Source organism: Pseudanabaena sp. BC1403 (genome assembly GCF_002914585.1).
Classification (GTDB): Bacteria; Cyanobacteriota; Cyanobacteriia; order Pseudanabaenales; family Pseudanabaenaceae; genus Pseudanabaena.
Genome location: NZ_PDDM01000020.1, coordinates 55,711 through 76,141, shown reverse-complemented (window position 1 = coordinate 76,141; position 20,431 = coordinate 55,711). Strand labels below are relative to the sequence as shown.

General features: G+C 42.5%; 19 protein-coding genes. 14 read left to right on the top strand and 5 right to left on the bottom strand.

Features of this window, described 5'->3' with window-relative positions:
- Positions 1 to 305: 305 nt before the first annotated feature.
- A complete protein-coding gene (gene infB, locus CQ839_RS17345) occupies positions 306 to 3,734 on the top strand; it encodes a translation initiation factor IF-2 (protein WP_103669549.1) in 3,429 nt (1,142 codons plus the stop codon).
- Positions 3,735 to 3,777: 43 nt separating this feature from the next.
- Here infB and CQ839_RS17340 read toward each other — a convergent pair whose 3' ends face one another.
- The gene (locus CQ839_RS17340; RefSeq protein ID WP_103669548.1) at positions 3,778 to 4,149 is read right to left on the bottom strand and encodes a clan AA aspartic protease; all 372 of its coding nucleotides are present in this window, start codon (positions 4,147 to 4,149) and stop codon (positions 3,778 to 3,780) included.
- On the bottom strand, positions 4,146 to 4,421 hold the full coding sequence (locus tag CQ839_RS17335; protein ID WP_103669547.1) for a hypothetical protein: 276 nt from the start codon (positions 4,419 to 4,421) through the stop codon (positions 4,146 to 4,148). Before CQ839_RS17335 ends, CQ839_RS17340 begins: the two co-directional genes overlap by 4 nt.
- Before the next feature lie 155 nt (positions 4,422 to 4,576).
- Here CQ839_RS17335 and CQ839_RS17330 point away from each other — a divergent pair, with 155 nt between their 5' ends.
- The 3 genes from CQ839_RS17330 (at position 4,577) to CQ839_RS17320 (ending at position 7,219) form a co-directional block, all read left to right on the top strand.
- Positions 4,577 to 5,278, top strand: coding sequence for a pentapeptide repeat-containing protein (locus CQ839_RS17330; protein WP_103669546.1), 702 nt, complete (start codon positions 4,577 to 4,579; stop codon positions 5,276 to 5,278).
- Between the two features lie 87 nt (positions 5,279 to 5,365).
- A complete protein-coding gene (locus CQ839_RS17325) occupies positions 5,366 to 5,590 on the top strand; it encodes a type II toxin-antitoxin system Phd/YefM family antitoxin (RefSeq protein ID WP_103669545.1) in 225 nt (74 codons plus the stop codon).
- Positions 5,591 to 5,992: 402 nt separating this feature from the next.
- The gene (locus CQ839_RS17320; protein WP_374937749.1) at positions 5,993 to 7,219 is read left to right on the top strand and encodes an acyl-CoA dehydrogenase family protein; all 1,227 of its coding nucleotides are present in this window, start codon (positions 5,993 to 5,995) and stop codon (positions 7,217 to 7,219) included.
- A 52-nt stretch (positions 7,220 to 7,271) separates the two neighbouring features.
- On the opposite strand, the gene lipB is transcribed toward CQ839_RS17320, so the two are convergent.
- Together lipB and CQ839_RS25510 are read right to left on the bottom strand one after the other, a co-directional pair.
- On the bottom strand, positions 7,272 to 7,952 hold the full coding sequence (gene lipB, locus CQ839_RS17315; protein WP_103669543.1) for a lipoyl(octanoyl) transferase LipB: 681 nt from the start codon (positions 7,950 to 7,952) through the stop codon (positions 7,272 to 7,274).
- Positions 7,953 to 8,368: 416 nt separating this feature from the next.
- On the bottom strand, positions 8,369 to 9,451 hold the full coding sequence (locus CQ839_RS25510; protein WP_219817801.1) for a FecR domain-containing protein: 1,083 nt from the start codon (positions 9,449 to 9,451) through the stop codon (positions 8,369 to 8,371).
- A 49-nt stretch (positions 9,452 to 9,500) separates the two neighbouring features.
- Between CQ839_RS25510 and CQ839_RS17305 the strand changes: the two genes are divergently transcribed.
- Entirely contained in the window at positions 9,501 to 10,325 is an 825-nt protein-coding gene (locus CQ839_RS17305; RefSeq protein ID WP_258040774.1) for an energy-coupling factor ABC transporter ATP-binding protein, read from the top strand.
- A 36-nt stretch (positions 10,326 to 10,361) separates the two neighbouring features.
- On the opposite strand, the gene CQ839_RS17300 is transcribed toward CQ839_RS17305, so the two are convergent.
- Complete coding sequence (locus CQ839_RS17300) at positions 10,362 to 11,369, bottom strand: PleD family two-component system response regulator (protein WP_103669542.1); 1,008 nt, start codon at positions 11,367 to 11,369, stop codon at positions 10,362 to 10,364.
- A gap of 353 nt (positions 11,370 to 11,722) precedes the next feature.
- Between CQ839_RS17300 and CQ839_RS17295 the strand changes: the two genes are divergently transcribed.
- The 9 genes from CQ839_RS17295 (at position 11,723) to CQ839_RS17260 (ending at position 20,413) form a co-directional block, all read left to right on the top strand.
- On the top strand, positions 11,723 to 12,469 hold the full coding sequence (locus CQ839_RS17295) for a carbon dioxide-concentrating mechanism protein (protein WP_103669541.1): 747 nt from the start codon (positions 11,723 to 11,725) through the stop codon (positions 12,467 to 12,469).
- A gap of 546 nt (positions 12,470 to 13,015) precedes the next feature.
- Complete coding sequence (locus CQ839_RS25200) at positions 13,016 to 13,180, top strand: hypothetical protein (RefSeq protein ID WP_181016230.1); 165 nt, start codon at positions 13,016 to 13,018, stop codon at positions 13,178 to 13,180.
- Positions 13,149 to 13,457: a carbon dioxide-concentrating mechanism protein CcmK gene (locus tag CQ839_RS17290; RefSeq protein WP_009625737.1), complete on the top strand. Its 309-nt coding sequence runs from the start codon at positions 13,149 to 13,151 to the stop codon at positions 13,455 to 13,457. Before CQ839_RS25200 ends, CQ839_RS17290 begins: the two co-directional genes overlap by 32 nt.
- 115 nt (positions 13,458 to 13,572) lie before the next feature.
- Positions 13,573 to 13,914 (top strand): carbon dioxide-concentrating mechanism protein CcmK, encoded by a 342-nt coding sequence (locus tag CQ839_RS17285; RefSeq protein WP_009625736.1) that lies wholly within the window; start codon positions 13,573 to 13,575, stop codon positions 13,912 to 13,914.
- Between the two features lie 103 nt (positions 13,915 to 14,017).
- Positions 14,018 to 14,326 (top strand): EutN/CcmL family microcompartment protein, encoded by a 309-nt coding sequence (locus CQ839_RS17280; RefSeq protein ID WP_103669540.1) that lies wholly within the window; start codon positions 14,018 to 14,020, stop codon positions 14,324 to 14,326.
- A 200-nt stretch (positions 14,327 to 14,526) separates the two neighbouring features.
- Positions 14,527 to 16,575 carry a ribulose bisphosphate carboxylase small subunit gene (locus tag CQ839_RS17275; protein WP_103669539.1) on the top strand — a complete coding sequence of 683 codons (2,049 nt, stop codon included), beginning with the start codon at positions 14,527 to 14,529 and terminating at the stop codon, positions 16,573 to 16,575.
- Between the two features lie 137 nt (positions 16,576 to 16,712).
- Positions 16,713 to 17,576, top strand: a complete 864-nt coding sequence (locus tag CQ839_RS17270) for a hypothetical protein (protein WP_103669538.1) — start codon at positions 16,713 to 16,715, stop codon at positions 17,574 to 17,576.
- 332 nt (positions 17,577 to 17,908) lie between these two features.
- Positions 17,909 to 18,088: a hypothetical protein gene (locus tag CQ839_RS17265; RefSeq protein ID WP_103669537.1), complete on the top strand. Its 180-nt coding sequence runs from the start codon at positions 17,909 to 17,911 to the stop codon at positions 18,086 to 18,088.
- Between the two features lie 246 nt (positions 18,089 to 18,334).
- A complete protein-coding gene (locus tag CQ839_RS17260; RefSeq protein ID WP_103669536.1) occupies positions 18,335 to 20,413 on the top strand; it encodes a ribonuclease catalytic domain-containing protein in 2,079 nt (692 codons plus the stop codon).
- The last annotated feature ends 18 nt before the right edge of the window (positions 20,414 to 20,431 follow it).

Sequence of the window (20,431 nt, the reverse complement as noted above, 5' to 3'; positions counted from 1 at the left end):
AAAACTGTGTTTAGGGTTAATGTACAAGAGCTAGTAAACTGAGTGAGATTTTGCCAATGTTTGTGAGCCAAATTAGCTAACATCTCATATTACTAGGTTGTATGAGTAATAATAGCTATAGTAGTTTCATTTAAAAATTGAAACCTACTCGCTAGCCTGTTCAGCAGGAATAGCTAGGCGCTTCTAAGATTAACTATGGTCAATGTAATTCAGTCAATGTAATTCAACCTAGCAAAAGATAGGAAGCAACTTCTATGTAAATTCAATTTCACCGTGTACAACAGTTACGCAGGGCAGAGTAAGCAATGAGTATAAGCAATCGAGTTCGACTATATGAACTCTCACGAGAGTTAGATCTCGACACCAAAGATGTAATCGCGGTATGTGAGCAATTAAATATAGTTGTTAAAAGTCATAGTAGTACAATTACAGAATCAGAGGCGGAATTGGTTCGCATCAAAGCCCCTCAATATCATCAAGCTGCCGAACCTAAGGGCTCTGAAAAGAAGGCTGCGGCTGCGGCAAAAATCAAAGAATCCGATTCTCGTATTGCCAAGCAGCAAATTCTTGCGGTTACCAAGCCCACAATTCGTCTCAATACTCCACCTGTCTCTGGTAATGTAGGAGCTATACCTTCTGTAAATCCGCCTCTTAACTCACCTAGTGCGATCGCTGAGCCTAGCTCAGAGACTCCTGCTAAAACTGCTGTTATTAACCCTCCCCTGCCCATGCCCCCTGCTTCTTCATTAGTCAAGCCTCCCAGCCGTCCTTCTGTCTCAGAAGGTGAACAGTCCGAACCGAACCCTGCGCCCAAAATTGAATTGACCTTAGAAACAGCATTGACTCCACCAGTAAATCCCCAAGCGATCAAAGACTCACAGCCAGCATCGCCATCAGAATCAAAAACAGAATTAATTACGCAGCTAGCTCAACCCAAATCATCTGAAAAAGCTGTTGCATACACCCCTGCAAAGATCTCGGTTGACGAGTCAACAAAGTCAAAGATCGTCCAATCTAAACAAGCACCTAAAGAACAAGCACCCCGTAAAGAGACTCCAAGGGCTGAGAGACCACAAGCAGAAAAAGCTGAGCGTCCCCCAGTTGTGCCGAAACAGGCCTTAATAAGTGTGTCTCCACCTCAGGTGAAATTGAATAAGCCTGTTGCACCAGAGAGGCCTAAGCCTCCTATAGCCGTTGCGCCTAAAGCCGTTATTGCGCCAAAACCTCCTGCGCCAAAACCTTCAGATGAGTCAAGGGTTTCGGCAAAAGCCAATCAGACTTACTCTGAGCAAGACAGAATTGAGCAGATCGCAGGCGAGGAAACCAAAAAAACAGTTAAGGTAAACAAGCCTGAAAAACCAAAGCTGAACAAGCCTGTGGAACAACCTGTTGTTCCTGCTGGTGGTAGACCTCAAGGCCGTGGACCGAAGTTAGTCAAAGACTCTGTACTCATCGAACGTGGGATCACTGCTCCGACAGAGCCTCCGCATAACTTGCGTCCACCGATGCCAACCTTAATGCGTGCGCCTGAAAAGCCCGTAATTGCAGACAAAACTGGTAAAAAGCCAGAATCAACTGGTGGATTTAATCCTGCGCTACCAGAACTCCTAGAAAAACCAACTTTGCCAGGTAAGGGTAGTAAACGTAAAGGTAAGTCCAAAGAAGAAGAAGAAAAGGATTTACTAGAGCTTAAAGAAAAGAATCGTCTGAATAAGCCGAAGCGCTATTTGCGTGACTTTGCTGATGATGATGAAGATGGGGCTGATGCTGACGCAGCTGCTGAGCTAGCGCAGATCAGTTTGTCTCTGGCGCGTCCTGCGGCACGTCCTAAGGCAGCAGTTGTGCCATCAAAGCCAACCATGGCAGCCGACATTAAGCCAATGCAAAAGGGCAAAAAATCTGCCCCTAGTCGCGATCGCCGTCACCAACAAGTCGAAATTATTCCTGAAAAACCAACATCAGTAGAAATTGAAGAGGGTATGACCGTCGCTGTACTAGCCAAACGTTTAGTCCTTTCTGAGACAGAGGTAATTCGCACCCTATTTATGAAAGGGATCATGGCGAATATCAACCAAACCCTCGATGTGGGTACTGCCAAAATGGTGTCGGCGGAATTGGGCTATGAAGTCCATTCTCCTGAAGTCATCGAGCTTGCTCTCAAGACGGAAATGATCGACGTTGGGGATCTTGACAAACTGCAACGCCGTCCTCCAGTGGTCACAATTATGGGACACGTTGACCATGGTAAAACCACCTTGCTTGATGCAATTCGCAAGAGCAAAGTTGCACAAGGAGAGGCGGGCGGTATTACTCAACATATCGGCGCATATCATGTTGATGTTGAGCACAATGGTCAGAAACAACAAATCGTCTTCCTTGATACTCCAGGTCACGAAGCCTTTACCGCCATGCGTGCGCGTGGTACGAAGGTTACTGACATTGCTGTCCTAGTTGTTGCTGCCGATGATGGTGTTCAGCCTCAAACCATTGAAGCGATCAGCCATGCTCGTGCTGCTAAAGTGCCAATCGTTGTTGCAATTAACAAAGTTGATAAGGTTGAAGCTCAGCCCGATCGCATTCGTCAAGAGTTAACCGAATATGCTCTTGTTGCTGAAGAATGGGGCGGCGATACAATCATGGTTCCTGTCAGCGCTATCCGTCGCGAGAACCTTGATACCTTGCTCGAAATGATCTTGCTGGTTGCTGAAGTTGAAGATTTACAAGCCAACCCTAACCGTACGGCTAAAGGTACGGTCATCGAAGCTCACCTCGACAAGGCAAAAGGCCCCGTTGCGACATTATTGGTTCAAAACGGTACATTGCGAGTTGGTGACATCTTTGTGGCTGGCGCTGCCTTTGGTAAGGTGCGTGCGATGGTGGACGATCGCAATGTACGTGTTGATAAGGCTTCGCCATCCTTTGCGGTGGAAGTTCTCGGTTTGGGCGATGTCCCAGCAGCAGGTGATGAGTTTGAAGTCTACCTTGATGAAAAACAAGCTCGTGCGATCGCTGATCAACGCACGATGGATCAACGTCAAGCTCGCTTGGTACAAGCAATGGCTTCCCGTCGTGTCACCCTCGGTACTTTATCTGAAAAAGTCAAGGAAGGCGCTCTCAAGGAACTCAATATTATTCTCAAGGCAGATGTCCAAGGCTCCCTCGAAGCAATTCTGGGTTCACTTGCCAATCTACCTCAGCGCGAAGTCCAACTCCGCATTCTCCTCTCGGCTCCTGGTGAAATCACTGAAAACGACATCAGTTTGGCGGCAGCAAGCTCGGCAGTTGTTCTAGGGTTTAATACCACGATGGCTCCTGGGGCAAGACAGGCTGCTGACGAGATGGGTGTTGATTTCCGTGATTACAACGTCATCTACAAGCTCTTGGAAGATATCCAAGATGCGATGGAAGGCTTACTCGATCCTGAAATGGTCGAGGAATACCTTGGTCAAGCTGAAGTTCGCGCTATCTTTGCGATCGGTAAGGGTGCTGTGGCTGGCTGTTATGTCCAGAATGGTAAGCTGCTCCGCAACTGTAATGTCCGTGTCAAACGTGGCAATGAGGTTGTGCATACAGCCGTACTTGACTCGCTGCGACGCGTTAAGGATGATGCGAAGGAGGTCGCCTCTGGATTTGAGTGCGGTATCTCTCTTGCTAAGTTCTCCACATGGAAAGAAGGCGATATTATCGAAGCCTTCCGCATGGTCACCAAACGTCGTACGCTAGCTACTTCTTAATAAAAAAGCGCCCCTAGGGGGCGCTTTTTTATTAGTATAGTATTTATTCTGGCAAATCAATTGTGACTTTGCCACCTACTATTGCTCGAATTCGTAAGTCATAGCCATAAAGCAAACTCATGCCAACTAGGGGATCTGTCTCTGCTTCATTGACAGGAATATTTCGGTATTGACCATCCCAAATAACTGTCGCAGCATAAACCTCAAATGTCACTTCGCTACCATCGCCTAAAGTGCCGCGATCAACGCCTGTCCAAGGTAAGTCTAGAGCAGAAATAATTTCACTAGGTAAGCTTAAGTAACCTGTATAGCCTGTATCAATGACGGCATCAACTAGTTTTGTCTGACGCTTTTCGTTGATGATGACTAGTGGAATTGTCGCTTCACAACTTTGATTAACTACACCCTGAATCATACGGTTTTTTTAAGGCTCCTTGCGCCAAACCTATGGACGGCTCGATTTCCAATGCGAACGATCCAAGGTTGAGCATCAGGAATTCGTTTGAATAGGCTATCAGTTGCAGTCAATATCTCATCGGCAACTTCAAAGGCTCCTGTCTCAATGTCGATCGCAACAATTTTGCCATAGTTACCCATTTCGACCTGTGGGCGCACCTGAGCTTCATAAATGTCATCGCCGCGCCTAGCGAATTCTTCTTTGCTGTATCGGGGGTGTCTTACTGGCATAATATTTCCCTTTTGTGGGCTTGTCCGTGACTCAATTTTAACTTGGATTAAGTTTGAGTTTTCAAAATAATTAACAAGCTAATTGGAACTCCCAATAAATACAGAAACATTTTTATTTGAAATACACTTAAATCTTAAAAAAATTAATACTATTTATGAATTTATTACATGTTTGGCAGTCATTAGATCTAAAAGATAAGATAGAAGTAATTAGGCTTGCTGTAATGATTATTTCTACATTTGCGGCTGTTATTGGTGCAGTGTATGTATATCGAAACTTTAAGATTAACGAAAAAAAATTGCTTACTGATCGATTCTCTAAAGCTGTAGAACAGTTGGGAACAACAAACAATAGAACGGTCGTACTAGGTGGTATCTATGCTTTATCAAAAATTGCACAAGATTCTCCCGAATATCATTGGCTTGTCATGAAAGTTATAGCTTCCTTTATTAGAGGCAAGGTACTTGAATTTGCACCAAGTGGAGCTACAAATCCTAAAGATTACCCTAGAGTTTATCCTGAGATTCAGGAGGCGATAAATGTCATTGCACAACGCGATTACACTAAAGACTTACATAATGAAATGTTGGATCTAAGTGGCAGTGTACTTTTTAGAGCAAATTTAAATAACGCAAATTTTAAGAGGGTTAATTTGAGGGAAGCAAATTTTGGACGGACTAACCTTAAAGGAGTGGATTTTAGTGAGGCAAACTTAGAGAAAGCCATTTTCCTTGAAGCAGATCTCAGTCAAGCAATTCTGCAACGAGCAAATCTGAAAGAAGCTATATATTGTAATGAGACTAAATTTCCATCTAACTTTGATTCAGATGCAGAAGGTATGAAAAAAGAATCTTGATTACCCAACTCAATATTCGTAACTATATTTGTAACTACCATAATATTCACTAGCGATCGCCATTGAAGAAAGCTCTTAATAAAGAATATGACTATCCCCGAAGCCAGTCAGCAGTTTTCTCAACTAATGGGACAAGTCTTGCTCGGCAAAGAGATCATTATCTGTGAGAACGGTATAGGAGCTGCCACAATAACGCCTAGCAAAAAGAAGCGCCAAGCTCGACTAGCAGGACAAGACAAAGGTGAAATCTTTATCGCTCCCGACTTTAATGCTCCATTACCCGAAGAAATTCTTGCTGACTTTCTAGGCTAATTGGCATGAAAATATTACTTGATACTTAAGATTCGCGATCTCACAGTATCCTGTCAAAACTGTCTGGTGATTTGTTGAAGTATTTCTAAATTAAATATTTCGGCAAAGGTTTGCACGACCTTGAGATGCTCTTTGCAAACTTTACTAAGGCATTTGGTACTTTGTTTTCTCGCAAGTCCCTAAGTGGCTCTTTCATTTATTTTTGCTTAAATTTATTTTTGCAATTTCATTTAACTTAGAGGGGAATCTAAGTTAATTTACCCTTAAATATTGAAATCAAATCATCTTTGCGTTAAAATTCCAGCAATATCAATTTAATCTGTCAATACGATACTTGTCGATATCTCCGTCAATCAGACTGAGTAAGACCAAAAGTCCGCTGTAACTACCTCTATCTAATTTATTGGGATATCAAAATTGGACTTTGAAGATTTGACAAGCAAGCAAAAATACTTAATTGAGACAGTAAGACAATTGGGTATTAAAAATTTTGCGCCTCGTGCACACTTGTATGATGCACAGGCCACTTTTCCCCACGAAAATTATCAAGATTTAAGTGAGAATGGGCTTCTAGCATTATGTATTCCCCAAGAGTATGGAGGAATGGGTGCCGATTTTGCTACTTATTGCTTAATATCGGCTGAAATAGCTCGTTATTGTGGTGCTACAGCTCTTACTTATAATATGCACATTTGCTCAACTCTATGGTTAGTGTTGAGTAAAGAACTCCCAATGACCGAAATGCAAAGAGAAGAATGTGAGCTTTATCAAATAAAGCATTTCTCAAGAATAGTGAGAGAAAAAGCTATCTATTCTCAGCCTATTTCTGAGGCAGGTGCAGGGGTTTCTATGGGCAAATCCTATCAAACAAGAGCCAAAAAGGTGGATGGTGGATGGATCATTAATGGAACAAAAATCTTTGCTTCGCTTTCTGGATCTGCTAACTACTATGGTGTAGTTTGTACTGAACAAAAAGATATGGCATCTGTTGAAGATACCCTTTATTTAGCTATTCCTGCTCATGCTAAAGGTGTAGAGGTCACAGGCAATTGGGATCCTTTAGGAATGAGAGGTACGGTTTCTCGCACTTTGATTTTTAATGACGTATTTGTCAATGATGATGCTCAGCTACTACCAAATAATATTTACTTCAAACTTACTCAATACTATCCATATATATTTTTTACTTTAGCTTCTACTTATATGGGTATTGCCCAAGCGGCTTATGATTTCACAGTTAAATATCTCCGTGGAGAAGTAGAAGGAATACCTCCGATTAAACGTAGAAAAGAAAAAATAAAACAGTTTGTAGTTGCAGAAATGTTTATTAAACTGGAGCAAACCAAAGCTCTATTTCATAAAGTAATTCATGAGACTCAATTTAATCCAAGCAAAGCGAAAAGATTAAGAATTTATGCTGCCAACTATACAATCATGGAAAATTCTAATGAATTAAGTCGCTTAGCTATTCGAGTTTGTGGTGGTCAGTCTCTTCTAAAGACTTTCTCATTAGAAAGACTTTATCGAGATAGCTCTTGTGGAGCCATTATGAGACCATGGTCATCAGATCGTTGCTTGGATAAATTAGGCTTTGAAACTTTATATGAACCAGGAGAAATTGACGATTAGGTTTAATCTAAATGCAAATAGAGTTTTATCCCAATTGACTATACTTTTTGGGTTAATCGATCGCATAAAATTGCAATTCCAGATCAAATATTTGGGCAAATGTTTTTGCGATCGCAATTTTCACTTGTTCAATCTCCACATCATGCACAAATTGATTAAGATTACAAACTTGGCAATCTGTGATTCCACAGGGAACAATGCGATCGAAACCTGATAAGTCCATATTTACATTTAATGCGAAGCCATGCATTGTGATCCATTGACTAACTTTGATCCCAACTTGAGCAATTTTTTTGTTTTGTCCAGCTTGATTGATCCAAACACCAGTTAAGCCTTGAATACGTTGTGACGGCACATCAAATTTAGCTAATGCTTGAATAATTACCTCTTCGAGTTGGCGCAAATACCAATGCAAATCATGTTGATGATAGTCAAGATTTAAAATTGGATATGCTACTAACTGCCCGATCGCATGATGGGTAACCTCGCCACCCCGTTCGATGCGATGACATTCGATATTAGGAGCATCGGGGCTAAATTTTAAAAACTCTAAGCTTGACCCCTGTCCCAGAGTATAAACGGCAGGATGTTCAACTAGTAATAACACATCAGATAAGTCTTGCCCGTCTCTTCTAGCTTGTTTACGCTCCTCAACCAATTGCTTTTGCCATTGCCATGCAGTGAGGTATGGAATCGGGCGATCGCTTTGATAGAGCAAACAAGTTCGGCGCATCTCAAAACCATGAATAACATCCTGAAAAGCAAAATAAAAAGCACTGATTATGGTGCTTTTATTTTAAGTATAGTCATTCTCTAATCTTCCTATACCCTCTCGGTTTTTAAATTGATCCCTTCCCAGTGAATAATTAGGCGTGCGCGGCGAAGCCGTGCACGCCTAATTATTCTATAACGCCTATTCTTTGGGTGGGAAGGGAGTAAGTAAGCTAGGCGGAATTAAATTTAATGAGGACATCAAACCCAAAATAAAGAGAGGCGGCGCTTCGCGCCGCCTCTCTTTATTTTGGGTTTGATTTGTCCAAGCCATTTTTTGCTTTTAAAACCCTTACTGGGTTTATTTTTTAATTCACAAAAGTGTCATCACACTTTTGTGAATTGGTATTAGATGTTTAATTAATTATGCTGAAGTACTTAGAACGGTAATCTAAACCCAGGAATACTTGGTGTCGGAATACCAGGAATTGAAATTGGGAAGTTTACGCCTGGGAACAGACCTTCAAATGAAGCACGAATTTTGTCTATCCCAGGGACTTGATTAGTAAAGCCCTCAAATAAGTTGCCTTTAAGCAATGACGAAAATTCATTTTCACTAAGTTTTTGGATGATCCCTAAAGCTCCGCCAAGATCTACTTCAAGCTTTTCTCCTGACTTTAAAACAACTTCATCTGGCTGCTTCGTAGGTGATATTGGCTTCTCAATTTGAAGTATGGGTTTGTCATTAGCTGGTTTCCCAGTTAATGGCTCAATAGGTTTTCCATTCTGAGGGTTTGGAGGGTTTGGAGGGTTTGGTGGGTTTGGAGGGTTTGGAGGGTTTGGTGGAGTTATCGGAGGGTTTGCTGTTGGAGATGGCCCCGCAAATTGTTTAAACTTAGGTACTGTAGTTGGCGAAGTGACGTTAGGCTTTTGAGTTGAAGGAATCTTCGTTTTGGAATCAGTGGGTTTATTAGTGGGCTTATTATCTGTCGTGGGTAGATCATCATCTTCATCAACTATTGCAGTTGCATTGCGCTTGACCACAACCTCACCCTCTAACACTTTGACTTGTTGGTTGCCTGACTCATCTACTTCTAGTAAATAAGTTGTGCCACGTACACCTGTCGTAATTGAAGAGGAGCAAGCATTAACTGCGCCATTGATTAAAATTGTTCCTCGCTTGAGGCGAGCACATTGTCCAATACTTAACACTGAATTAGCTGATAGCCGAGCAACTGCACCAGTATTAAACAGAAGTGCTGTTCTGGAATTGCCAGTCCGAACTTGCTGTTGCTGTTTTGCAACATCATTTAGAGATGCTCGCTTATTTTGGATAAAAACTTGATTGCCATCAAGGATTTCCTGCACGGTTGCCTGAGTTGATTGAGCTGAGGCAGGAGCCAGTTGGGGAGCAGCTAGGGCAAAAATGCATAAACCTGCAAAGAAAAAAGCAAGTTGCTTTTGGCGATGCTGTCTAACAAATTTTTGTGAAGATTTCTTGAAAAGGTTCCATAAATACATATGTGATTGTTCTCCCTAATTGATCATGAGACAGGGTTTAATAAATTCAATGCTGCGTCCCAATTTCCTGATCGCTAATCTCAAAGACAGTTACATTATGCAAAAGGTTTCATTACCATCTCAGATACTTCCTGAAAATGTGGCGATCGCTACAAACCAAGTGAGCTATCAAACTAAATTTCGCACACTTTTGATGGATATTTCTGTTGAGATCACTAAAGGGAGTAAAACTGCGCTAATTGGCGCAACAGGATCGGGGAAAACGACATTTTTGCGGCTGCTCAATCGTTTAACGGATCCATCTGTGGGGACAATTACTCTCAGGGGCAAAAATATCCAAGAAATTCCTATTCAAACTTTGCGGCGGAGAGTGTTACTGGTTCCACAGGAGCCGAACTTATTAGGAATGACTGTTACTGAAGCGATCGCCTATCCTTTAAAGCTACAAAATTTGACTCAGAGTGAAATTAACTCGCGATCGCAAAAATGGTTAGACAAATTGCAGCTTGATCCCAAATTACTAAATCGCGCAGAGCTAGAGTTATCGCTTGGGCAAAGACAATGGGTAGCGATCGCCAGAGCCTTAGTCATGGAGCCAGAAATACTATTACTGGATGAGCCCACATCAGCTTTGGATCGTGGATTATCGCATTTATTACTAGATGTTCTAACTGAGTTAACCCAATTACCCCAACCAGTAACGGTGGTGATGATCAATCATCAGCTTGATTTAGTCCAAACATGGTGCGATCGGTTAATTTGCTTACATAAAGGTCAGCTAGTCCAAGATACGGTCGCTAGTCTTGTTAATTGGCAGGATATTGATAATTTGTTGAGACGTGATTCTACTTCCCCTGAAAACGATGAATTTTAAGACAAGGCGACGCTTCGCGACATCTTTTCTTAAAATTTAGCCAATTTGATAAGTTTGATTTCTTCCTAACTCTTTCGCTCGATATAGCGCATAGTCGGCAGCCGTCAGCAACACCGAAGGGTGAGAATCGGTCACAGGAACCAAAGAAGTTACGCCCATACTTAGCGTTACAAGCTGGCTAACTGCTGAATCTTCATGGGGGATTGCTAACTCTTGAAGGCTCTGCCGAATAATATCAGCAATTGCTATAGAGCCTTCAATGTCAGTATTCGGCAACACAATCACAAATTCCTCGCCGCCATAACGCGCCACCAAATCCGCAGGACGATGTACAGATTGCTTGATCACAAGGGAAACTTTACGTAGACAATCATCACCAGCCACATGCCCATAGGTGTCGTTATAGTTCTTAAAAAAATCAATGTCACACATGATCAAAGACAAAGGCAAACGCTCTCTTGCTAGTCTCTGCCACTCTTGATCTAGATACTCATCAAAGCATCGGCGATTGGCAAGCTGAGTTAAACCATCTAAATTAACTAAGCGCCCTAATTTTTCATTTGCCTCTTGCAGTAAAGTTTCCGCAATAATCCGACTATCAATTTCTTGCTTGAGTCGTTCATTTTGTTCTTGTAGCTGTCTTTGTAATCTTCTTAGTGTGAGCTGATTCTCGACTCTTGCCAGTACTTCTGCAATTTGAAATGGCTTAGTAATATAGTCAACGCCGCCCACTGCAAAGGCCTGTACTTTGTCTAAAACTTCGTCCCGAGCACTAATAAAAATCACAGGAATATCACGAGTGCGATCGCTAGATTTTAATTGCTCACAGACCTGAAACCCATTCATATTGGGCATATTAATATCTAAAACTACCAAGTCAGGCATTTCAGTCTGTGCGGCTGAAACTGCCTTTAAGCTATCACTTATACCAATTACTTCATAACCCCTACGTGTCAACATAGTTATTAGTAAATGTAAGTTAGGCTGCGTATCATCAATAACTAGGACGTACTCTTTTTTAGGCAAGGCTTCAGGCAGTTGCATTTTCCTATCTTCAGACCGTTGTGAACGCAGTTTTAAAATATATTGCTCTTATAGTATGGGTTTTTATAGCCTAATTACTCCATATCTTAAAGATATCTGAAGACCTCATTATTTACTAGACTATTTGTCTATGTATTATTTTTCTAACAGGTAAACTTTAGAATATTTGTAGCTTAAAATATTTAGTTAGCTGATCTTATTGTGATCGCCACATTGAACCTAAAGATGAAAGGCGGCGCGGCGCGCCGCCTTTCATCTTTAGGTTCCTAGCAATTGCCATATCAGTTAAGATACAGAGTAGTGTTGATTGCTTTAGGCTTCATCATAAAATTTTTTAATCATTGTGTTAGCTAATGTCTAGTAGTGCATCTCAAAGAATCGATCTCTCAGGAAGTGCTTTGGGAATGGTTTCAACTATTAGTTTCCCTGCGATCGTGGGAACAGCTGACATGATGCTCAAATCGGCAACTGTGAGACTGGTCGGATATGAAAAAGTTGGTAATGGCTTTTGTACAGCGATCGTGCGCGGACAGATTACTGATGTCCGTATGGCAGTAGAGGCTGGTGCAGAAACTGCGAGAGAATTTGGACAATTAGTCTCCACGATTGTAATTCCCCGCCCCTATCCTAATTTAGAGGCGATTTTGCCAATTAGCACTCGCCTTAGTCAGTTAACTGATGGGCGCTATAGCCGTCTGAGTAATCAGGCGATCGGGTTGCTAGAAACTCGCGGGTTCCCAGCGATGGTGGGAGCGGCTGACATGATGTTGAAATCAGCAGATGTGCATCTAGCAGGCTATGAAACGATCGGGGCAGGACTATGTACAGCAATTATTCGCGGTAATGTCGCTGATGTGGCGATCGCGATCGAAGCAGGCATGTATGAAGCCGAGCGCATTGGTGAGTTTCATACCTTGATGATTATTCCCCGCCCTCTTGACGATCTTGAAGAAACCTTACCAACATCAGAATATTGGCTCGAATCACCGATACCTGTAAATATTCCGATGATCGCTTTACAGGAACAAGAAAGAGAATTAGTCCAATTACCTAATCTAGAGATTGCCGAAGTAGAGACTATTTCGATCAGCGATCGCTAACCACTCCCAAAAACAAATTATTGGTTTATTGCTATAGCTGTAGTCATTCTTTTGAGGAACATAAAACCCAAAAGATGAGAGGCGGCGCTTCGCGCCGCCTCTCATCTTTTGGGTTTTGATATGTCTTAATACAATTGGCTACAGATATATTTGTTTTAGTTTTGGATCCTTGATTGCAAAATAGTACAGAAAGAGAATTTTCAGCCCAAAATAATTCCTTGCCAAGGAAATAAGCCCAGATTATATCCACTATTTAGATTTATCATGACGGCTTATATTGTCAAATGTACCGCCACTCGTTATCGTAGATATAAAGATAGAGTTGAATATATTAATATTATTCAGTTTCTCTGATTATTCAGATTTACAAAGGCTATGTCTGTAGTAATAAATACTTATATATTATTTTTTTAATAACTATGTTAAGTAAATAATTGCAACAACAAGTCAAAAAAATTCTGTAAATTAGCTGCGAAAAGCTACTCCCAAAAAAGTAGCTTCAAAAGTGCGCCAAGCGTCATCTCATTTTTATTTCGTATTAAAAATTTGAAAATTGATGTTTCAAGCGAACCGATCGTAGCTAAGATCAATAGTTGCGCTCGTGCATCTACATCTTTTGATAGATACAACCGCGAGAACTTCAGTTTTTTAGAGATTCGTAAGGATACTGGCTTAAATTATGCCGATCGCTATTGGAATGATCGAGACTAGAGGCTTTCCCGCAATTGTAGAAGCGGCCGATGCCATGGTCAAAGCTGCTCGTGTCACCCTTGTGGGTTACGAGAAAATTGGTAGTGGACGAGTAACTGTCATTATCAGAGGTGATATCTCTGAGGTGAAAGCGTCCATTGCTGCTGGTGTTGAAGGTGCAAATCGGGTTAATGGGGGCGAAGTTGTTTCGACTCACACCATTGCTCGACCACACGAAAACCTAGAATATGTACTACCTATTCGCTATACGCGAGAAGTAGAACAATTTGCTTTTTAGACTTGCTATATCTGATTGCTTTATCCGATTGTCTCAAAAAGACTTTCAAAAAAAAGTATCGAAAGACTAAATTTTCATTAATTTCATTATTTATTTTTCTAGGAGAACATGAATTATGGCGATCGCAGTTGGAATGATTGAAACCCTTGGTTTCCCTGCCGTTGTAGAAGCAGCAGATGCCATGGTCAAGGCAGCTCGCGTAACCTTAGTTGGATACGAAAAGATCGGTAGTGGTCGTGTCACCGTTATCGTTCGTGGCGATGTATCCGAAGTACAAGCTTCAGTAGCAGCAGGTACTGAGTCCGTCAAGCGTGTAAACGGCGGACAAGTACTTTCCACACATATCATTGCGCGTCCTCACGAAAACCTTGAGTATGTTCTACCTATTCGCTACACCGAAGAAGTTGAGCAGTTCCGTGACAATGTAAACTCTATCCGTCCTATGAACCGTCCATAGTTAGGACTTAACTAGCGCGATCGCCTTTCGCTTTGGTTTGTTGCCGATTTAGTTTAGCGATTGACTTTTTTGCTTTCGCATCTGTCCACGTACTTATAACAATATGCAAATCGCTAAAGTTTACGGTACGGTCGTCAGTACCTACAAAGAGTCCAATTTGTCTGGGACTAAGTTTCTGCTTTTGCAACTTGTTGATCTGCAAGGGCAGCTACTCCCAGATTATGAAGTTGCCACTGATACAGTTGGTGCTGGCGTAGATGAGTGGGTGCTATTTACCCGTGGTAGTGGCGCAAGACAAGTGCGAGACAGCGAAAACCGTCCGATTGATGCGGCAGTAATCGCCATTATCGACACAGTTAGCCTGAGCGATCGCACTCTCTATAGCAAAAAATACAGCGAGAGAATGCAATAGCGACATTTATTAATTATTTGTTAATAAATTATTTATCGCTAAAATAATTCATCTCCAATGTATTTGGCAATCAGCGCTAGTAAACAATAGTTCTCCGATGTCGTAGCTTAAGTTGTTATTTGGAGGAGTGCTTTTAAGTTCTTATACTCTCGATTTTTGACAATCAAGATATAGATAAACCTTAAAAGTGCAGTTTCACTATGGTAGTTCGTAGCTTTGCTGCCCCCCCTACACCTTGGTCTAGGAGTTTGGCAGAACCCAAAATCGATCCATCCGCCTACGTTCATTCTTTTTCCAATCTGATTGGCGACGTTTATATCGGCGCTAATGTTTTGATTGCCCCTGGCACCTCGATTCGTGCCGATGAGGGGAATCCTTTTCATATTGGTAATAGTACGAATGTCCAAGATGGCGTAGTTATCCATGGTTTAGAAAAAGGTCGTGTGGTTGGCGACGACGGCAAAGAATATTCCGTCTGGATTGGTGATAGCACCTCAATCACGCACATGGCTCTAATCCATGGGCCAGCATTTGTTGGCAATAATTGCTTTATCGGGTTCCGCTCGACCGTATTTAATGCGCGAGTCGGAGACGGCTGCATTATTTCCTTACATGCTCTTGTCCAAGATGTAGAAATTCCTGCGGGCAAATATGTTCCTTCTGGTGCAGTGATTACAACGCAGCAACAAGCCGATCTGCTACCAAATGTGCGGGAGTCAGACCAAAAATTTGCGAGTCATGTTGTCGGTATCAACGAGTCCTTGCGGCAAGGTTATCGCTGTGCTGCTGATATTGCCTGCATTACACCGATTCGCCAAAAACAACAGAACTCGCCACAACCAAGCGCTAGTGTTAATACGCAAATTAATACGCAAGATTTTAATACGCAAGATTTTAACCAGACAAATCAGACCAAGATAAATTTTACAAGCACAAATACAAACGCACAGAGGAACGAACCTATGAATGGGGATTTAGCGCAGCAAATACGACAACTTTTAGGTCAGGGCTACCATGTAGCAGTTGAGTACGCAGATGTACGTCACTTCCGCAGTGGATCTTGGCAATCTCACGCTATTCCACATACATCTGAAGCTACAACAGTAATTAACGCTGTACAAGCTGCTTTAGTTGAAAATGAAGGCGAATATGTCCGCTTAGTTGCGGTTGATCCCAAAGCAAAGCGCCGTGTTTCAGAAACTATTATTCAGCGCCCCAGTGATAAGCCTGTTGTAATCACTAATGCAACATCCAGTAATGGATCTAGCAATGGCTATAGCGCATCCAAAGCAACCTCGAATGGTGCTGCCAGTGCTGATATTTCAGGTCAAGTGCGACAATTGCTTGCTCAAGGCTATCGCATCAGTACTGAGTATGCTGATGCACGTCGTTTCCGTTCCGCAGCATGGATGACTGGCCCTGCGATCGATGCATCCAACGAATCTACAGTGATTGCTGCATTAAATACCATTCTTGCTGAGCATGAAGGCGAGTATGTCCGCTTGGTTGGGGTCGATCCTAAGGCAAAGCGCCGCGTTCTTGAAGTGATCATTCAACGTGCTGATAGCCAAGCTGTGAATATTCAATCTAATGGAAATGGCGCAGCGAGCTATAGTGCCCCTCGTGCCACTAATGGTAAGGGTGTTGCTAATGACTTATCAATCACAGTAAGTCAGCTTTTGGCACAAGGTCACCGCATTAGTGTTGAACATGCTGATGAGCGTCATTTTCGTACAACTTCTTGGCAGACTCTGCCTGCCATTACCGCTAAACAAGCGCCAGCCGCGATCGCAGCTCTAGAAAATTATATTGCTGAATACAGTGATGAGTACGTCCGCCTAGTTGGTGTTGATGTTAAAGCAAAACGTCGCGTCGTGGAATTGCTGGTTCATCGTCCAGGCGGTCAACCAATCACCGCAACCCGCACTGCGGTTAAAGTCAGCAACTCTAGCAATAGCTCTTATGGTGGTGGCAGTGCTGGCAAGATTAGCGCTGATATGATGTCGCGTATTCGTCAACTTTTGTCTCAGGGCTATCGGATTGGTACTGAACATGCCGATGAGCGTCATTTCCGCACTAGCTCTTGGTTTAGCTGCTCACCGATCGCAGCATCAAATGAGTCTGAAGTAATTCGTGCTTTGGAAGCTTGTTTGGCTGAGCATGGTGATGAGTATGTACGTTTGCTTGGTATTGACACCAAAGCCAAGCGCCGCGTATTTGAAGGCATCATCCATCGTCCTGCTAAGTAACATACATAGAGAACCTCGCAAAGCGAGGTTCTCTATGTATTGAAAGTATTGTTTTGCAATACTTTTAGCTAAAATATTCGGTTTTGATTTAGCGTAAAGCGCTGCTGAAGTCAGCGAATTAGAGAATTTAGAAAGTAATGCCATCGAACTACTTACCACCTTTAGAACCGATCGGAGATTTTCGCTCCTACGTTTGTGGTGATGTAGTAATCGATCAGACGGCAGCGATCGCATCAGGCGTATTAATTCAAGCGGATCAGGGTGGAAAGATTACGATCGCAGCGGGTGTTTGTATTGGTATGGGAGCTGTGCTTCATGCCCAAGGCGGGGTACTGGAAATTGGAGCTGGAGCAAATTTAGGGGCTGGGGTTCTGATTTATGGAACTAGCAAAATTGGGGAAGGTGCATGTATTGGCGCTTCGAGTTCGATCGTGCGTGCGGTAATTGCGAAAGGGGCGATCGTGCCGCCTTGTTCTTTGATCAGTGGGTTAGAGCAAAGTGCGATCGAGAAAGAGGCAAGTCCTGCGATCGCTCAAGAATTAGAGATTAACAATAACTACACTCCACCAACAAATCATTCGTTCACACATACCTATTCATCGGCGAAACCTCTAGTCAATAATCTCGGACATGGGATCGGCTTCAGTCAGGCAAATGTAAATGCTTCAAATGGTATTTCCAACGGTATTTCTGACAATATTGTTGAGCGATCAACCACAGAGACCTATGTGCATACAAGTGTCACAGCAACTTCTGAGAGTGTCGTTGCTAATTCTGTCGAGCGTACAGTTACAGAAACTCAGATGGAAATTCCCACTGACGCGATCGCTGAGCAGTTATTAGAAGAGGCTGAAGTTGTTGATAATGATCAAATTAATTCAGCCATAAATCCTACAGGGACTGATATTTCAACAATTGCAACTGCTAATTCTGCACAGGCTAAGGCACATGCTCAAGCTCAAATTAATCGCTTTATCAAAAGACTTTATCCACAAAATTAAATCACCCATCTAGAGCTTTGCACTTTTTGATAAAGCCCATAGAGTAGTAAGAAATGTTTCGCACTACTTTATAGTCTCATAGCGCTTACTTTATAGCAGCAATGCCATATGTGACTATAATCACTGCAAACTTGATATCTAAATTACACGCTCATTTAGTTTTAGCAATTATCATGAGTGTAACTACAGTAATTTTTTGCGGCTAAGTTTGTTTTCAATTAGTCGTAGTGAAACAAGTTTATAGATGCTGCTCAGCTACTGTATAGGAAACAAAAAAACGCAAATTTGAGTCATTGCGTTCGTTGGGACAAAATTGTTGGAGGAATATGAAGATGAATAGCATTTTTAGCCTTAAATCTAGTATTGCCTTTCTGGTTTTGGGTACTGCTATGCTTGCAGCTCCAAAACAACCAGTAAATTCAACGTTAGAAGCATTTAGTGCTTATCAGCCCGCGATCGCAGCTTCAGCTGTCGGAGCGATCGCTGACACTATGCAATACGACATTGTTTAGTTAAACAAAGTAAAGGCGATACTTAGGCATCACCTTTACTTTGTTTAACTAAACCCAAAAAACTAGAGGCAGCGCTTAGCGCTGCCTCTAGTTTTTTGGGTTTGTATGGCGACAGCTATTGGGAATTCCAAAAACCTTACTGGGTTTGATGTTTAATTCTTGGAAGTGTAGCCGTACTTTCGAGAATTGGTATAAAACGGTAGAATATTAAAGAAAATTTTTGGCTTTGGTGGACAAGGGGCAATTTTGGAAAAAGGTACGCTAGTCGAAGTGAAATTGCATGGCGATCGCCGCCTTGTCGTAATTGATCGCCCTGAAGGTAAAAAACATTTTCAAGCAATCGATGAAAATGGCAATACCCACACCATCCATCCACGCGAGATTAATTACATAGTAAAAGCTAGTGGTGAAAGTACAAGTTTCAACCATCTGCAAATCCCATCATTTTTGCAAAAAATCGAAAAATTTCTTGATCCTTCTAGCCTCGAAGTCGCATGGGAAATTTTGATTGAAGATAACCAAGCAACTAGCCCCAACGATCTTGCTAATCTTCTGTTCTCAGAATTATCGGCTGTTACTTCTTACGCTTCCTACTGCTTACTCAGTAATGACAAAATTTATTTTAAGCAAAAAGGTGATCTCTTTGAGCCGCGATCGCTTTCTCAAGTTTCAGAGCTAAAACATCAAGCGGAAGCTGCTGCCCAACGGGCTAAGTTGATTGAAGAGTTTCAGCAAAAGATCACTGATAAACTCTCAGGTGCTGTCGTGGCATGGACAACTAGCGATCGCAGTCGGTTAGATTGTTTAGAGCGTTACGCTCTTCATGGGGATGAAGCCTCAGACAAAGCTACTGCCCAAGAACTATTGAGCTTTGCTAAGCGTTCCAAGAATGAACAGTCAGCATTTCAAATGCTCGTTGATCTCGGCATTTGGGGCGAACATGAAAATCTAAATTTACTGCGTAGCCAAATTCCGATTCGGTTTGCGAATGAATTAATTGCTGCTGCCCAAGAATGTTTTACTGCTCCAATTCCCGATAACATGCAGCATTTGCGGCAAGATCTCACACATCTCCATGTTTATACGATTGACGATATCAGCACCACAGAAATTGATGATGGACTGAGCATTGAGACACTAGCAGATGGCAGTAAACGTATCTGGATTCATATTGCCGATCCGACTAGATGGCTCGATCCTGAAAGTCCTCTAGACAAAGATGCTCGTAAGCGCGGGACGAGTGTTTATTTGCCCACGGGCGTGATCCCGATGTTCCCGATGGACTTAGCGACTGGGCCAATGAGCTTAATTGAGAGTAAAGTCTGTCATGCAATGTCCTTTGCCGTCGATCTTGATGCTGTAGGTGCGATCGCCAATTACAAGATTGTGGCGAGTTTGGTGAAGCCAAACTATCGGCTCACCTATGATGATGTCGAAGAAATGTTGCAACTAGGCGTGGAAGATGATCTTGAGCAGCTCGCCACCTATGCCCGTCTTCGCAAAAAATGGCGGGTTGAGCAGGGTGCGATCGAGATTCATTTGCCTGATACCAGCGTTAAGGTTGATTCTAAAGATGGCAATCGCCTGACCTTGGAACTGATGGAGGATACATTTTCACGTCAACTGGTTGCTGAAATGATGATCCTTGCAGGTGAGGTTGCCGCCAAATTCGCGCAAACTAATAATATTCCGATCCCCTATCGCTACCAAGAGCAGCCAGAATTGCCACCCCTCGACACATTGATGCAATTACCTTCAGGCCCCGTGCGTGAATTTGCGATTTGTCGCTGTATGACTAAGGGTTCCTTAGGGCTTTATGCCTCGCGCCATTCAGGTTTGGGACTTGATGCCTATGCACAGGTAACTTCCCCGATCCGTCGTTACAGCGATTTACTCGCCCATTGGCAAATCAAAGCTTTCTTACTCGAAGAGCCTTTGCCTTTTACGGCGGAAATGCTCACGGCAATTTTGCAGGCGATCGATCCAGCGATTTGGGATGCTAATCAGGTTGAGAAGCAGTCGGTGCGCTATTGGAGCTTAGAGTATTTGCGCCGTAACAAGGATGTGGTGTGGGAAGCATTGATGCTGGACTGGCTGCGCGAAAATGAAAAACTGGCTCTTGTCCTGATCGAAGATTTAGGTTTGAAGTTGCCCATGCGAATTACACGTCAGATTCAAGTTGGTGATAATCTGCGTATCAAAACTGGTGAAGTCGATCCCCGCAAAGACATTATTTATTTCCAAGAGGCGCAGCAATCCACCTCAGTTTTAGAAATGGAAATGGAGAGGGATAGCGATCTCCTCGAATCTGAATATGCAACTTAAAAAATGATTTGCGCTCAA

What these genes read in the sequence shown, in the direction of transcription:
- infB (WP_103669549.1), top strand. Translation starts at nt 306, where the DNA reads ATGAGTATAAGCAATCGAGTTCGACTATATGAACTCTCACGAGAGTTA.
- CQ839_RS17340 (WP_103669548.1), bottom strand. Translation starts at nt 4,149, where the DNA reads ATGATTCAGGGTGTAGTTAATCAAAGTTGTGAAGCGACAATTCCACTA.
- CQ839_RS17335 (WP_103669547.1), bottom strand. Translation starts at nt 4,421, where the DNA reads ATGCCAGTAAGACACCCCCGATACAGCAAAGAAGAATTCGCTAGGCGC.
- CQ839_RS17330 (WP_103669546.1), top strand. Translation starts at nt 4,577, where the DNA reads ATGAATTTATTACATGTTTGGCAGTCATTAGATCTAAAAGATAAGATA.
- CQ839_RS17325 (WP_103669545.1), top strand. Translation starts at nt 5,366, where the DNA reads ATGACTATCCCCGAAGCCAGTCAGCAGTTTTCTCAACTAATGGGACAA.
- lipB (WP_103669543.1), bottom strand. Translation starts at nt 7,952, where the DNA reads ATGCGCCGAACTTGTTTGCTCTATCAAAGCGATCGCCCGATTCCATAC.
- CQ839_RS25510 (WP_219817801.1), bottom strand. Translation starts at nt 9,451, where the DNA reads ATGTATTTATGGAACCTTTTCAAGAAATCTTCACAAAAATTTGTTAGA.
- CQ839_RS17305 (WP_258040774.1), top strand. Translation starts at nt 9,501, where the DNA reads ATGCTGCGTCCCAATTTCCTGATCGCTAATCTCAAAGACAGTTACATT.
- CQ839_RS17300 (WP_103669542.1), bottom strand. Translation starts at nt 11,369, where the DNA reads ATGCAACTGCCTGAAGCCTTGCCTAAAAAAGAGTACGTCCTAGTTATT.
- CQ839_RS17295 (WP_103669541.1), top strand. Translation starts at nt 11,723, where the DNA reads ATGTCTAGTAGTGCATCTCAAAGAATCGATCTCTCAGGAAGTGCTTTG.
- CQ839_RS17290 (WP_009625737.1), top strand. Translation starts at nt 13,149, where the DNA reads ATGCCGATCGCTATTGGAATGATCGAGACTAGAGGCTTTCCCGCAATT.
- CQ839_RS17285 (WP_009625736.1), top strand. Translation starts at nt 13,573, where the DNA reads ATGGCGATCGCAGTTGGAATGATTGAAACCCTTGGTTTCCCTGCCGTT.
- CQ839_RS17280 (WP_103669540.1), top strand. Translation starts at nt 14,018, where the DNA reads ATGCAAATCGCTAAAGTTTACGGTACGGTCGTCAGTACCTACAAAGAG.
- CQ839_RS17275 (WP_103669539.1), top strand. Translation starts at nt 14,527, where the DNA reads ATGGTAGTTCGTAGCTTTGCTGCCCCCCCTACACCTTGGTCTAGGAGT.
- CQ839_RS17270 (WP_103669538.1), top strand. Translation starts at nt 16,713, where the DNA reads ATGCCATCGAACTACTTACCACCTTTAGAACCGATCGGAGATTTTCGC.
- CQ839_RS17265 (WP_103669537.1), top strand. Translation starts at nt 17,909, where the DNA reads ATGAATAGCATTTTTAGCCTTAAATCTAGTATTGCCTTTCTGGTTTTG.